The following is a 15,506-nucleotide window of genomic DNA, read 5'->3' as shown; positions in this document are numbered from 1 at the left end:
CTGAAGTTTAACTACTTCAGTCTTTTTTATCTATTTACGTACTTTCTTACATATCATCCGAATCAAGAATAATGGTAACAGGTCCATTATTCGTTAAATGAACATCCATCATTGCACCGAAGGAACCTGTTTCCACATGAACACCATTTTGTCGTAGCAATTGATTAAAGTATTGATATCGCTCCTTTGCAATATCTGGTTTTGCTGCTTGCATAAAGTTAGGTCTTCTTCCTTTACGTGTATCTCCATACAAAGTGAACTGCGATATGGACAATATACTGGCATTTCTATCAGCTAATGAAAAATTCATTTTACCAAATTCGTCCTCAAATACACGTAAGTTAATTATTTTATTTACTATATATTCTATTTCTTTTTCTGTATCTGTGTGGGTAATACCAACCAAAGCAACATAACCATCTCCAATTTCACCTATCACTTCATTGTCCACTATTACGTTTGCTTTCGTCACTCTTTGTAACACTACACGCATAATTTAACTCCTTATTGTATAGTTCTCTCTACTGTATACACATCAGGTATATTTTTGAGTCGATCAACGATACGTCTTAAATGACCTGTATTATGAATAAGTATCGTCACATGTATAATCGCAAGTTTGTTTCGATCCGATTTGCCATTTACTGCAATAATATTCGTCTTTGTTTCATTAATTACTTGTAATACTTCATTTAACAATCCTCGTCTATCGTAACCTGAGATTTCTAAGTCAACATGGTATTGTTTCGTTTCTGATTCTTCATTTTCCCATTCTACATGTAAAATTCTATCTTTTGCTTCATCTGTTTGGATATTAGGACAATCTTGTCTGTGCACGGATACCCCTCTACCTTTTGTTATATATCCTACAATTTGATCACCAGGTACTGGATTACAACATTTGGATAGACGAATGAGCATATTGTCTAATCCTTGCACAAATACACCGGAGTCTCGTTTCGATTTCCGACTAATCTGTTCTCCACTTGCATTGACTTTTTCAATTGTTCTTTCAATTTTTTCATTTTTTTCTTGTTCTTCACGAATTTTTTCCGTAAGGCGTGTGACAATCTGTGCTGCTGTAATTCCATGATAACCAACAGCTGCAAACATATCCTCTTCTAATGCAAAACTGAATTTATCCATCGCAAGTTGAATATTGGCTTCTGTAAGCACATCTTTCGGTATATAGCCAGCAAGCCTTAATTCCTCTTCGACCATTTCACGACCTTTTACTACATTCTCATCACGTAATTGTTTCTTAAAAAATTGTTTGATTTTATTTTTAGCTTGAGATGTTTGGCACATTTTTAACCAATCTTGAGATGGTCCATAGGAATGCTTAGATGTCATTACTTCAACAATGTCACCATTTTTCAATTCATAATCTAATGGTTCCATCTTTCCATTGATTTTAGCGCCTATCGTATGATTTCCTACTTCTGTGTGAATTTTATACGCGAAATCTAACGGAACAGAACCTCTCGGCAACTCAATTACATCGCCTTTAGGTGTAAATACATAAACCATATCTGAGAATAAATCGACCTTTAGTGATTCCATAAATTCTTCTGCATCATTCGCATCATTTTGCCATTCAATGATTTCCCTGAACCATGCTAGTTTATCTTCATTCGTTTGTTTTTCTGGATTGATTTTTTTGCCTTCTTTATAAGCCCAATGTGCAGCAATACCATATTCCGCAATTTCATGCATTTCTTTTGTACGTATTTGAACCTCTAATGGCGCACCTTTTGGTCCAATCACTGTTGTATGGAGAGATTGATAAAGATTCGCTTTCGGCATAGCTATATAATCTTTGAATCTCCCTGGCATTGGTTTCCAGCAAGTATGAATGATTCCTAATACTGCGTAACAATCCTTAATACTCGAAACGATAATACGTACTGCAAGCAAGTCATAAATTTCATTGAACTGTTTTTTTTGTAACATCATTTTTCGATAGATACTATATAAATGTTTTGGACGACCAGAAAATTCTGCGTAAATATTTACATCATCTAATTGTTTCTTTACTTCTTGCATTACTTCATCAATATAGTTTTCGCGCTCATCACGTTTCTGTTTCATCAAATGAACAATGCGGTAATATTGTTGTGGATTTAAATAGCGCAATGCTGTATCTTCTAGCTCCCATTTAATTGCAGATATACCTAATCGATGTGCGAGGGGAGCAAAAATCTCTAAAGTTTCATTAGAAATTCTTCGTTGTTTTTCCATTGGCAAATGTTTAAGTGTACGCATATTGTGCAATCTATCTGCTAATTTAATCAGAATAACTCGGATATCTTTTGCCATTGCTATAAACATTTTGCGGTGATTTTCTGCTTGTTGTTCTTCTTTGGACATATACTTAATTTTCCCTAACTTTGTTACCCCATCAACAAGCATCGCGACTTCTTCATTAAATGCTTCTTTAATATCTTTTATGGTAACATCCGTATCTTCTACAACATCGTGCAAAAAACCACCTGCAATTGTCTCAGGGTCTAACTTCAAGCTAACTAGAATTCCAGCAACTTGTACAGGATGAATAATATATGGTTCACCTGATTTTCGGAATTGTCCTTCATGTGCTTTTTCAGCATATTTGTAAGCATCTTGAATAAACTTAATATCCTCATCATTTAGATATTTCTCTGCTTGCACAAATATATCTTCTGGAGCTAATATTTTATCCTTTGCCATTATAATCACCTTTTATTTTAGACTTGCTATCCGCAACTACTAAATTCCATATACACCTAATAAAAGTATGTGTACAGATTTGATATTCAATAAACAAATTTTTTTCTAAATTAAGATTTCTTTCTATCATACCAAAAAAAAGCGAACATTTCCTTATATTCTTTTGCATTTATCGACAAAAAATGAATGTAATCGAATACAATTGGATAGAAAAAGAGTATCGAAGCATAGTTAGCTTGATACTCTGATTTTATTCTTAATATTTCATTAATGTTAATACATCATATCCATTTAACTTGTCGCGTCCATTTAAATAAGACAGTTCAATTAGAAAGGCACATCCAACAACAATTCCACCTAATTCTTCCACTAATTTAATTGTCGCTTCAATTGTACCACCTGTTGCTAGAAGATCATCTGTAATTAACACACGCTGACCTGGTTTAATGGCATCTTTATGAATGGTTAATACGTCTTTTCCATATTCTAAACCATAATCTACCTTCACTACTTCACGAGGTAATTTTCCTTCTTTACGTACAGGTGCAAATCCAATTTCCAATGCATAAGATACTGGACATCCAACAATAAACCCACGCGCCTCAGGACCTACAACGATATCTATTTGTTTATCTTCTGCATATTTCACAATTTCGTCTACTGCTGCTTTATATGCAGGACCGTTATCCATTAATGTAGTGATATCTTTAAATTTAACTCCTTCTTTCGGCCAATCTTCTACTACTGTAATATATTTTTTAAAATCCATAAATGAGTTCCTCCTCGTTAGTTGTAGCTGATTCTATCTGGTCATTTAACCATTCTTTCAGCTGATGATAAGTAGAATAAAATAATTGTTCTTCTATTATTCTTTGTTGTTGCATCTTTTGATACAACGAAGATTCCGTTAGGTCTTTCTTTTCAGGATTTTTTGTTGGCACAATTTGTCCATTTTCCCGTGTCAAGAAACCCAAATCATGAAACACTTGAAACATCCACTTAATCTTCTCTAACTTCCAATCTTTATATACCGCTAATTTTGGCGCATCTACTTTGTAATCAAAGTATTTACGTTTAAGAATAAATTGATATAACCATTTAAATTCTTCTCTAGATGGTAATGTTTGAAAAAATACACTTTCATCATTTTGATAACAGGTATACATTCGATAAATCTCTTTACCTTTTAGTACTTTGCTTAATTGATCCATATTATTAGGTAAATCAATTAAGTATAATGCTTCAATTGGAGATGCTAATTGCTCAAATTCTGTTACTGTAACAGTTTGTATCGCTTCTATTTGATTACCTTGAAAAGACAAAGCAATCGCATTATTTTCAATATTTACTTTATCAATCCAATTCTTTACACCTCGGAAATCAAATAATTGCCATTCTTTCACTGCAATATCCTTAATAAATAATTGAGGTTTTCGAATCCCATTCCATTCGTTGATTTGTAATTCAACAACCGCTTCTAATGGCGTGTCTTGAGATAATCTTTGATATAACTCACCAATTCCGAAGCCAATACCGTCAACTGCAACACCATCATCTTCTAATAAGATTTTTAAATGATTTTTGGTAGCACCAATTTGTCTAATCTCTGCCGGTAATCCCTTCACATGAAAAATTGGTTTTGGATTATTCATCCCAAATGGTGCTAATTGATTCATTTGTGTTAACAATTCCATATTGATTGCCTTAATATCAATTGTCGTATCAATGAACAATTGAGGTTTGAAATCATCTTCTGTTAATATTTCTTCAGCAATTTCATTTAATGCCGTACGTAATTTGTCTATGTTCTCTAAAGGTAAAGTCATTCCTGCAGCTTGTGCATGTCCACCAAAATGAGTAAACAATGATTTATTTGTCATACAGTGCTTGAATAAATCAAACTGTGCTATACTACGTGCAGACCCTTTCGCACTATTTGTTTTTGGATCTATTGTTAGTACGATTGCCGGTCTGTGATACTCTTGAACTAACCTTGAAGTTACAATACCTAATACCCCTTGGTTCCATCCCTCTTTTGCCACAACTAATACCTTGTGTTGTTCAATTGGTCCTAATTGTTCGATGGAACGGATTGCTTCTTCAGCTATTTGAGTCACGATTTTTTGTCGCTCTGTATTCAACTCTTGCACATATTCTGCTAACTCTTCTGCCTCACCAGGATCTTCAGACAATAACAAGTCTACAGCTATATTCGCATCTTGTAATCTACCTACAGCATTTAATCTTGGTCCAATTCTAAATCCAATATCCTCTTCTGTTATTTCTTCCGTTAAGGAACATTGCTTCTTTAATGCTTGTAATCCAATTCGATTCGTATTCGATATACTTTCAAGTCCATACTTAACAAGCACTCTGTTCTCATCTTGTAATGGTACCAGGTCTGCAACAGTTCCAATGACTACTAAATCAAGAAATTGTTTAGGGAAATACCCCAGCAAATAGGAAGCAAATTTAAATGCAACACCAACCCCTGCTAATTCATCAAACGGATATTTAGGAGAACATTTCGGATGAATGATAGCAAGTGCTTCAGGTAATTCTTCTTGTACTTCATGATGATCCGTTATAATCACATCAATTCCAAGTTCATTCGCTATCTTCACTTCATTCACGCCTGCAATCCCATTGTCAACTGTAATTATTAATTGAAATCCCTGGCGGTGTGCTTCTCTGAATGCCGATTCGTTAGGGCCATATCCTTCTGTAAATCTGTTAGGAATATAATAATCACACATTGCACCTTTTTCTCGTAAAGCTTCTACCATTAACGTTGTAGAGGTGACACCATCCGCATCATAGTCACCATATACGAGTATGCTTTCACCACGTTCAATTGCTTTTTCCACACGTTCTGCTGCTATATCTATTTGATGAAATAGATTAGCATCATGTAACTGATCCAATGTGGGATGTAAAAAAGCCTCTATTTGTTCTTTTGTTAACATCCCTCGACTGTTAAGTAATCTTGTGATAAATGGTGATAATGACAAGCCAGTTTCATCAACTTGTTCATCTTCCTCTTTATATGTAAAAATCCAATTTGATTGACTCTGTAACATAAGTTCACCCCTGACTCACTTATTATACATGAAAATGTAGTTCCTATCATTAAAAATGATAAACTTATAAAACCTTTATTTAACAGTCTTTATCTTCATTCATTACTGTTATTTAAGGTGCATATCCTTCCTAACAATGTAAGAACAATCAAAAAACCCTTGATACACTTATTATACAAAGTGTATCAAGGGTGAAAATTTTTTCATCATTTTCTTTCGTAATTTTCTATTGGTTCTTCGGGTAATGTTTCATCCGATTCAAGACTTACTTCAGATACTTCTTCTGTTTGTATGATGTTATTTTCTTGCTTCAATTGTTTAATTTCTCTTTGCAATTTAATAAGTCTAATTACTCCGACGGCAGCAGTAATGACTGCTCCCATTAATACAGAGAAAAGAATGATTAAGATTAATGGTGCTTGCCCAGTTCCAAATAAATAATCGACTTGAACAGGTTCCACATTGATTACAGCAAAAATTGCAATAATAACAGAAAATATAATAGCTAAAACAATATACGTTTGTCCTTTCAATGGTATCACCTCTTTTTTTGTTATTGTTCCCTATTTCCAATATCCAAAAACATTAAATTCTGGTTCTAAGTCAAAAAGCAAGAGGAAACCACAATTGTTTCTACTCTTGCTTTTAATTATTACCTATACTTGAGGTCCGTCATAAGACTTTTTCTCTGTATAAACGATTGGTTTTTCTTTAATTGATTTTCCACGCCATACTAACCATAGTTGTGCTGCGATAAATAAAGAAGAATAGGTTCCCGCGAACAATCCTATTACTAAAGCAAATGAGAAGTTCGTTATAGAAGAAGCTCCAAATACTAGTAACATCACTGCTGCAAAAATAACAGTTAAGACTGTATTAATACTTCTTGCTAGCGTCTGTATTAAACTATGATTCACGATTGTTGCAAGTTCTGCAAATGATTTTACACGTTTCTTTTTCTTTATATTTTCTCTGATTCGATCAAATGTCACAATGGTGTCATTGATTGAATAACCGACAATCGTTAAAATTGCTGCAATGATGGTTATATCAAATTCCAATCTCGTAATACTGAAGAACGCTAGAATAAAGAACGCATCATGAAGTAATGCTAAAATTGCAGTTAAGGCTGAGTAAAATTCAAAGCGAATAGTGACATAAATAATGATACCTATTGACGCATAGATGACTGCTAATACCGCATTTTGTGCTAATTCTTTTCCTATTACTGGTGAAACAGTGCTTACTGCTGGTGCATTACCATATTCTTCTTCAAATAATGCTCTTACTTCAGCAACCTTATCTTTAGATAACTCTCCTTCAAACTTAGCAACTGCAATGTTATTGTTATCACCAGATAAAACAATCGGGCCACTTGCTGTAAGTTCGACTTCTTCAAACAGTCCTTCAATCTCTTCTGTTGTCAACGATTGATCTGCTAATACTTCTACACGAGATCCACTCTTAAAGTCGATTCCTACATTCAACTGAAAAATTGCTAGTGAGATAGAACCTAATATGACCAAAATAATGGATACACTAAAAAATTTCTTTCTATGTTTTACCAGGTCAAATGAGCGACCAAAAACAGTTGGTTCGATTTCTTCTTTACTTGCAATGTCTTTTATTTGGTCTTTCTTCACCCCAAACCAGCCTGGGCGCTTGTCTAATACGTTACTTTGTACCCAAAAGCTTAAGAACAATCGGGAACCAAATACTGCTGTAACAAAACTTAAAACAATACTTACAATTAACATTGTGGCAAAACCTTTAACTGAGCTTGTACCAAATATAAATAAAACAGTTGCAGCAATTAATGTCGTAATATTCGCATCAAAAATCGTTGATAAAGAATGTTGATTTCCTGCTTTAAAAGCTGCCTTAATGGATTTACCTTCTTTTAATTCTTCTTTTATACGCTCATATGTAATGATATTCGCGTCTACAGCCATACCAACCCCAAGTACTAATGCTGCTATACCTGGCAATGTCAATACACCATTCATTAATTGGAATACAAGCAATACTAAATAAATATAAATACTCAATGTGATTGTTGCAATAATACCAGGAAAACGGTAATAAATAATCATGTAAACAAAAATTAATAAGACACCAAGAATACTAGCAAACATTGTTTTATCCAAAGCCTGTTGACCAAATTGTGCACCAACAGATGTAGAATATTCTTCATTAAGATTAACTGGTAACGATCCTGCATTTAAGATATCAGCAAGTCTTTTTGCAGATTCTACAGTAAAATCACCAGAAATCTGAATATCTGTTGTACGCAAGATTTGTTGAAAGCCTGGAGCAGATACGAATTTGGGGTCTGGTTTAGTTGCCTCTTCTTGATAAGAATCCCCTTCTTCATAATCCATCCAAATAACTACACGATTATCTAGTTCTGGATTATTGAAAATTTCTTCTGTTGTATCTCCGAATGCATTTGCATCCTTAAATTGCACTGTAACAACAGGTTCATTCGTATTAGGATCGAATGCTTGTCTCGCACTTCCCTCTTTGATATCTGAACCATCCAGATATTCCTTGTCCATCACATCTCTGAAGGATAAGGAAGCAGATGTAGCTAACAACTCTCTTGCTTCATTTTGATTCGAGATACCAGGTAATTGGACTCGAATGCGATTAGGTTCTTCGATGTTGAAACTCGGTTCACTAACACCTAACACATTGACACGTTCATTCAAAATTCTCACTGTTGATTCTAACAATTCTGTTGTTACTTCTTGTGTTTCATCTAATGGCTCTACTTCATATAGGACTTCAAAACCACCTTGAAGGTCTAAGCCAAGATTTAATTTACTTGCAATATCAGAATATGTTGTTCCAATCGTTGCTCCTAGCACAAGTACTATTAGAAAGAAAGCAACAATTCTTCCTCTTTTCACCATTCTAAAGCCTCCCTAACATTTGAAAAACGACACTTTCGTTGTATTGCATCACGCTTCGTCTCGTTTTTCTTCCACTACTTGCGATCACAAAATCATCTAAAAAGTCTTATTTTCCTACTCGTATCACTTTACGAAAGGTAACCTTAATCCAATATGTATGTATCCATTCATACGAATGACACTATGTTGTAACAAGTACTTACTCATTTTACTCTTTTCCAAACAATGCTTCAATAGATTCCTGTAAACTTGAATCAATAAATGATTGTTGTGTTAAATAAGTCATATATGTGTTTGCATTTAAATGAAAAATATCTTGAACTACTTCTGACAATCTTTTTTCAGGATTCCCTTTCCAAACCTTTGTAACAAGACAATTCCAAACATCCTCTGTTGTTGCTTTCGCATAATCCAACTGTTTGAATTCTTCCATTTTACTTTCTAACACTTCACTTAGTTCCATTTTCCAATCTGAGACTTCTTTTTTAACACACACAGGAATTCCTCCATTCTAAAACTTCACTATATTCTATTATACACAAAACATTGAAAAAATGGTCATGCTTGTCCTTGTATCATGCATATAATTCATTGTATACGAAAAATTTCTATTTGAGAAGGTAGGTCTGATGAAGTGACCAAACAGAATTTTTTAAAAGGAACTATCATTCTTGTCGTAGCAGGAATGATTACTAGATTTCTTGGTTTTATTAACCGAATTGTCGTTGCTAGAGTAATGGGTGAAGAGGGCATCGGCTTATATAACATGGCATTACCAACACTTTTTCTCATGTATACCATTTCGCAGATTGGTCTTCCATTAGCTATTTCAAAGCGAGTCGCTGAGGCTGATGCTAAGGGTGATATTCAAAAAATAAAGCAAATTGTACTTATTTCTTTATGTATCACTGTAAGTTTAAGTATTTTCACATCAATTGCAATGTATATGATTATTCCATATATCGCCACAAATTTATTAACAGATCAACGCGTCTATTATCCTATGCTCGCAATTATTCCAATCATCCCAATTAGTGCAGTAGCTGCTGTAATACGTGGATATTTTCAAGGAAGGCAAAATATGAAGCCACAAAGTATTGCACAAGTAATTGAACAAATTGTTCGAATTATTGCGATAATCATACTTGTTCAACTCTTTGCTCCATACGGGTTAGAATTTGCTGCAGCTGGAGCGATGATTGCCGTTATTATTGGTGAAGCGATATCCTTATTATTTATGTTACAAATGTTCCGTCATCATAAGCGAATTAAGATAAGAAAACAAATCTTTAATCATCTCAAAACAGGAAAACAAACATTACAACAATTAATGTCTATCGCATTACCAAGTACTGCTAGCAGAATGGTCAGTTCTATATCGAATTTTCTTGAACCAATACTTGTAGCACAAAGTCTTGCACTTGCTGGATTTCAAACTGTTCAAGCAACTAAGATGTATGGTGTCCTTACTGGTTATGCTATCCCATTATTATTTTTACCAACATTTATCACCCATTCACTCGCTATCGCACTTGTACCAAACATAAGTGAAGCAGAGGCAAAAAATCAACATAAATTAATTCATTATCGGATCCACCAGGCAGTAAGATTGTCTTTTGCATCAGGTGCGATTGCTACAGTCATCTTAACATTGTATGCAGATACGATTCTTCACTATATGTATGGGACAACTAACGCAAGTAGATTTCTTCAAATCATGGCTCCATGTTTCTTATTTATGTATATACAGTTTCCTTTGAATGCAACATTACAAGCTTTAGATTTAGCTAAGCAGGCGATGTGGAATAATATCATTGCAACAATGATAAAATTTATTATATTAATCTGTTTAGCGACAAATCCGTCTATTGGTATTTTTGGGGCAGCAATCGCAATGTGTGTCGGTGTAATAATCGGAACAATATTTCACCTTATCACATTATATAATCACATTGGATTTAAACTCTCTCTCTACTCTATATTTAAAATGTGCTTACTAATCGGACTTAGCTTTTGGACTGGCTGGCTTTTAATGCAAGTTTTCTCGCATTCCATGAATCAGTTAATATCATTTTTACTTTTACTTATCATTTTACTCATTACCTATATTATCTTCTTGTTTGCACTAAAGTTTATAAGCAAGGAAGAATTACAACAGCTTAGAAGAAGAAAAGCTGTGTAACTGACTATTAATGTAATAATTGAATTTTTTTATCCCAGTATTAAAAACAAACCGAACTATTTCTAAATAGTTCGGTTTATACTTTTCGTAATAATCTATTGCCATTCTATCATCATATTGTAGCCATACAATAGCAACCTCATTATTATTTCTCCTCATTTTTGCGATCTACAAACCACTCACCTGATGAATCAATGGAGCAAAAGGATACTTCGTTTATTGTATCGAAACCTCGTTTTTTTATTTGTTGAGTTAACCATTCTCGATCTTTTTTTAACTGATGCAATGCACCAATTTGAATATGGCCATCAACAATTAATGGTAGTACAAGCCCATTCATCGCATCACCTAAAGGATGAGCTTTTTTGTTTTCAATAATGGATAATTTACCTGATGGTTCTAATATTGCGTATGCAACATCATTAATACTTTCCGTTCCATTTTCTCTTAGCTGTTGTAATAAATCATCAAAATTGAATCGATTTTTTTTCATTGCATATTCATCAATTTTACCTTGAGTAATTATAATGGAAGGTTTTCCCTCAAACCATGCTCTGAATAATGGACTTTTCAATGAAATCCATGCTGTAAGTCGTTGAATAACCATAAGCAATAACATTGGAATAAGACCGTAACCGAAATACAAATCTAAATCATCAATTGTCATGACAGCAATTTCTGCGATCATAATGTATACAACAATATCGAGCAGGCTAAGTTCACCTACTTCACGTTTACCCATCATTCTAAAAATAATCACAACAACAATATAATAAAATAATGTTCGCATTAATAGTAATCCGATTTCTTCGATAGACATCCTTACCACTTCCTAATCTATTCGTTCTGGTTAGTTTGTCCATTTTCATTCTATCTATTATGGTGATACATGATATGGTAATAAATATCTGTAATACACATACAATGTCGTAATTATTAAAGATAGTACTACAATCGGTACACCATATAACATATATTTTAAGAATGCGATACGTTCTCCTTGTGCTTCAGCTAGTCCTGCCACAACAACATTGGCACTTGCACCAATTAATGTCGCATTACCTCCAAGACAAGCCCCTAGCGCAAGCGACCACCATAACGGATCTAAGTTACTCATTCCATATGATTCAAATTCTTGGATAACAGGTATCATTGCAGCAACAAACGGGATATTATCAATAATTCCTGAGAATAACCCAGATGTCCATAATAATAATAGTGCAGTATATACCATATCTCCATCTGTTAACATCATAATCGAACGTGCTAATTCATCAATTACGCCTACTTCTTCTAATCCACCTACTAACATAAATAACCCAATAAAGAAAAATAATGTGACCCACTCTACATTCTCAAACACTTTCTCTGCTTGTACTTCTTTTTCGCTAATAAGTAATAACAAAATAGCTCCTGTTAGCGCTATAATTGTCAAATCAATATGTAAGACTGGATGTAATACAAAACCTATTATAGTCATCGTTAATACAGATAATGATTGAACTAGTAATGGTGAGCGTACAAGATAGTCTTGTTCATTCATTTTCATTAGTTTTTCCAAATTCGCTGGATGAATCGGCTTTAATTGTCTTTTAAATATAATTAACAAAGTACCTATACTAAGAATAAAAATAACCATTGCAACTGGGGCCATATGTTTTAAAAATGAAACAAAATTTAAATGGGATACTGCTTGACCAATCATGATGTTAGGAGGATCTCCAATTAATGTTGCTGTTCCTCCAATATTAGCACTTATGATAATGATAATTAAATATGGAAAAGCCCTTATTTCTAATAGTTTTGTTAAAGTTAATATGACTGGCACAAATAATAATACTGTTGTGACATTGTCTAGCAATGCTGACCCAATCGCTGTAAGTATTGCAATCCCAAACATCAAAGGAATGGGTTTTCCTTTCACTATTTTTGCTAATAAAACTGCCACATAAGAGAATACACCCGTTTTTTTCGTTATCGAAACTAACACCATCATGGCAAATAATAAAGCTACTGTTCGCCAATCTATATATTTTGTTATTGCTAATTCAAAGTCATATATATTTGTTAGTAACAACAACATACCCCCAGCTAATGCAACTAATGCTCGATTTATTTTCTCAGACATAATAAAGATATAACTTATTATAAAAACACTAATAGCGATTATCACAGACATATTCTTCACCTCTTTACAATGTTGACAAGCCTATGTAACATCTATATTCGATTTCAGACAAACTATTCAAAAAAGCGTTCTTCTATTTTTTTTGTACGAGCATACATAGATATAGAGGATATTTTTTTGAAAGGAGAAATGAGATGAAAACAGCTGTGAGTATTTTTTTTGGTTGGATTGGGATTATTTTTGTTATTCTTCTCGCAAGTATTGTTTTAACATTATTACTTCGTTTCACTTCATTAGGTGAGTCTACATTAAATCTTGTAACATTATTTATCAGCTTTTTAGCATTATTTACTGGGGGATTCATTGCAGGAATAAAAGCAAAGAAAAAAGGAATTGTTGTAGGTGCACTAACGAGCTTAGCATTTTCATTATTTGTATTTTTTTACAGATATTTAGGTCTCAATATTGGATTCTCCATCACTGAATTTGTACATCATTCTGCCTATCTCTTATTAGCAATGCTGGGATCAATCATCGGTGTAAACATATCCGGAGGAGAAACAGATTGAACAAAAGCGAAAGCGCCCGATCAGAAACGTAGCGACTGGAGTGAACCAACTGAGATAAAGTGAGACTTCAATCAGTTGGAGTTGTAAACTCTGACTGATCGGTAGCGAAACTTATCAGGGTGTTAGTGACCGTTTGCCCACAACTAGCATTCATTCTAAATGTATAATCTCTTTATTATGTTGTGGTATTACGGTCGCTTCACCGTGGAAAAGGAATCACGGTGAGCTTGCGAACCGATGATGACTTATACTCGAGAGTACAAGTGCGACTAAACCTCATGTTCACACATTCGGTAAGTCTTCTATGTCGTAGGGCGGTTTACGAAGTCGTCTAGTTTCTGGGCGCTTACGCTAGATGATACAAAAGCGAAAGTGCCCAGTCAGAAACGTAGCGACTGGAGTGAAAAAAAGCTTGCGACAAGTTATCATCGCAAGCTTTTCCTCTTATTTAGATAGTGTTACTTCACGTACCGCTGAGCGATCGTATGTAAGTTTTGTGCCACCATCAGTAATTAAGATAATTTTGTCCTCATCTAATGCATGAACTGTTCCGTGAAATCCACCAATTGTAACGATTTCATCACCTTTTTTCAGCTCTGATTGCATTCGACGTACTTCTTTTTGTTTCTTTTGTTGTGGTCTTATCAAAAGAAAATAAAAGATTACTACCATCAATATCAATGGCACAAATGATAATACAGCCTCCATCTTTTCCCCCCCTTTACAGTATCAAAAATTCTTTGCATTCGGTTTATTAAATCCATATTGTTCAAAGAATTCTTCTCGAAAATCACCAAGTCGGTCTTGCATAATTGCTTCACGGACTTGCTCCATTAATTTTAACAGAAAATATAGATTATGATAAGTAGTAAGTCTAAAACCGAATGTTTCATTTGCTTTGACTAAATGTCTTATATATGCTCTAGTATAATTTTTACATACGTGACAATCGCAATTTGGATCAAGCGGTGTAAAATCTTTTGCGTATTTCGCGTTACGCACAACAAGCCTTCCTTTTGATGTCATACATGTACCGTTTCGTGCAATTCTTGTTGGTAATACACAATCAAACATATCAATTCCACGTATCGCTCCATCAATTAAGGAATCTGGTGATCCAACTCCCATTAAGTATCGAGGTTTGTCAAACGGCAAATGAGGAGTAGTAAATTCTAAGACACGATTCATCACTTCTTTCGGTTCACCTACAGATAGTCCCCCTATAGCATATCCAGGGAAATCTAACGATGTTAAATCTTTTGCACTCAACTTACGAAGATCTTCATATTCCCCACCTTGTACGATGCCGAATAAGCCTTGATCTTGTTTCCGTGAATGTGCTTCTAGACAACGCTCTGCCCATCTACTTGTACGTTCCACAGACTTTTTCATATACTCATGTTCTGCAGGGTACGGTGGACACTCATCAAATGCCATCATAATATCAGACCCAAGAGCATTTTGGATCTCCATTGCTTTTTCAGGAGACAGGAATAGCTTTTCACCATTAAGGTGATTTCTAAAATGTACGCCTTCTTCTTCAATTCTTCGTAAATCACTTAAACTAAATACTTGGAAACCACCAGAATCTGTTAAAATCGCACCATCCCAGTTCATAAACTGATGTAAACCGCCAGCTTCTTTGATAATCTCATGGCCTGGTCTTAGCCATAAATGATACGTGTTTGATAAAATAATATTCGCATTCATTTGTTTTAATTCTTCAGGACTCATCGTTTTTACTGTTGCAAGTGTTCCAACAGGCATAAATGTTGGTGTATCAAATGTACCGTGTGGTGTATGAACTTTTCCAAGTCTTGCGCCAGTCTGCTTACATGTTTTGATATGTTCATAAGTGATAGCTGTCATTAATTTTTTCCTTTCTAACTTCTATATCTTATCCATTGTTATTCTAGTGTTCAA

At 34.2% G+C, this 15,506-nt stretch carries 13 protein-coding genes; 2 read left to right on the top strand and 11 right to left on the bottom strand.

What is annotated here, in order from left to right:
• Positions 1–46: 46 nt before the first annotated feature.
• The 7 genes from dtd to ACFOZ1_RS11295 all read right to left on the bottom strand — a co-directional run bounded on the left by dtd (position 47) and on the right by ACFOZ1_RS11295 (position 9,200).
• On the bottom strand, positions 47–493 hold the full coding sequence (dtd, locus tag ACFOZ1_RS11325; RefSeq protein WP_390199370.1) for a D-aminoacyl-tRNA deacylase: 447 nt from the start codon (positions 491–493) through the stop codon (positions 47–49).
• A gap of 11 nt (positions 494–504) precedes the next feature.
• Complete coding sequence (locus ACFOZ1_RS11320) at positions 505–2,709, bottom strand: RelA/SpoT family protein (RefSeq protein WP_390199368.1); 2,205 nt, start codon at positions 2,707–2,709, stop codon at positions 505–507.
• 256 nt (positions 2,710–2,965) lie between these two features.
• Complete coding sequence (locus tag ACFOZ1_RS11315; RefSeq protein WP_390199366.1) at positions 2,966–3,478, bottom strand: adenine phosphoribosyltransferase; 513 nt, start codon at positions 3,476–3,478, stop codon at positions 2,966–2,968.
• Positions 3,468–5,789: a single-stranded-DNA-specific exonuclease RecJ gene (gene recJ / locus ACFOZ1_RS11310; RefSeq protein WP_390199365.1), complete on the bottom strand. Its 2,322-nt coding sequence runs from the start codon at positions 5,787–5,789 to the stop codon at positions 3,468–3,470. Before recJ ends, ACFOZ1_RS11315 begins: the two co-directional genes overlap by 11 nt.
• A gap of 206 nt (positions 5,790–5,995) precedes the next feature.
• The gene (locus ACFOZ1_RS11305; protein WP_390199363.1) at positions 5,996–6,322 is read right to left on the bottom strand and encodes a LapA family protein; all 327 of its coding nucleotides are present in this window, start codon (positions 6,320–6,322) and stop codon (positions 5,996–5,998) included.
• Between the two features lie 123 nt (positions 6,323–6,445).
• Positions 6,446–8,704, bottom strand: coding sequence for a protein translocase subunit SecDF (gene secDF, locus ACFOZ1_RS11300; RefSeq protein WP_390199361.1), 2,259 nt, complete (start codon positions 8,702–8,704; stop codon positions 6,446–6,448).
• A gap of 208 nt (positions 8,705–8,912) precedes the next feature.
• Entirely contained in the window at positions 8,913–9,200 is a 288-nt protein-coding gene (locus tag ACFOZ1_RS11295; RefSeq protein ID WP_390199360.1) for a post-transcriptional regulator, read from the bottom strand.
• A 138-nt stretch (positions 9,201–9,338) separates the two neighbouring features.
• Here ACFOZ1_RS11295 and spoVB point away from each other — a divergent pair, with 138 nt between their 5' ends.
• The gene (spoVB, locus tag ACFOZ1_RS11290) at positions 9,339–10,886 is read left to right on the top strand and encodes a stage V sporulation protein B (RefSeq protein WP_390199359.1); all 1,548 of its coding nucleotides are present in this window, start codon (positions 9,339–9,341) and stop codon (positions 10,884–10,886) included.
• 145 nt (positions 10,887–11,031) lie between these two features.
• On the opposite strand, the gene ACFOZ1_RS11285 is transcribed toward spoVB, so the two are convergent.
• Positions 11,032–11,706 (bottom strand): DUF421 domain-containing protein, encoded by a 675-nt coding sequence (locus tag ACFOZ1_RS11285; protein WP_390199358.1) that lies wholly within the window; start codon positions 11,704–11,706, stop codon positions 11,032–11,034.
• Between the two features lie 57 nt (positions 11,707–11,763).
• Positions 11,764–13,065: an ArsB/NhaD family transporter gene (locus ACFOZ1_RS11280; RefSeq protein ID WP_390199357.1), complete on the bottom strand. Its 1,302-nt coding sequence runs from the start codon at positions 13,063–13,065 to the stop codon at positions 11,764–11,766.
• A 143-nt stretch (positions 13,066–13,208) separates the two neighbouring features.
• On the opposite strand from ACFOZ1_RS11280, the gene ACFOZ1_RS11275 reads away from it, so the two are divergent.
• Positions 13,209–13,583: a TIGR04086 family membrane protein gene (locus ACFOZ1_RS11275; RefSeq protein WP_390199355.1), complete on the top strand. Its 375-nt coding sequence runs from the start codon at positions 13,209–13,211 to the stop codon at positions 13,581–13,583.
• 444 nt (positions 13,584–14,027) lie between these two features.
• On the opposite strand, the gene yajC is transcribed toward ACFOZ1_RS11275, so the two are convergent.
• Entirely contained in the window at positions 14,028–14,291 is a 264-nt protein-coding gene (yajC, locus tag ACFOZ1_RS11270; RefSeq protein ID WP_390199354.1) for a preprotein translocase subunit YajC, read from the bottom strand.
• 21 nt (positions 14,292–14,312) lie between these two features.
• Complete coding sequence (gene tgt, locus ACFOZ1_RS11265) at positions 14,313–15,452, bottom strand: tRNA guanosine(34) transglycosylase Tgt (protein WP_390199352.1); 1,140 nt, start codon at positions 15,450–15,452, stop codon at positions 14,313–14,315.
• Between the last annotated feature and the right edge of the window lie 54 nt (positions 15,453–15,506).

The sequence above is a fragment of the Gracilibacillus marinus genome (genome assembly GCF_042651725.1).
Lineage (GTDB): Bacteria > Bacillota > Bacilli > Bacillales > Amphibacillaceae > Gracilibacillus > Gracilibacillus marinus.
This window is presented reverse-complemented; position numbering and strand designations above follow the sequence as displayed.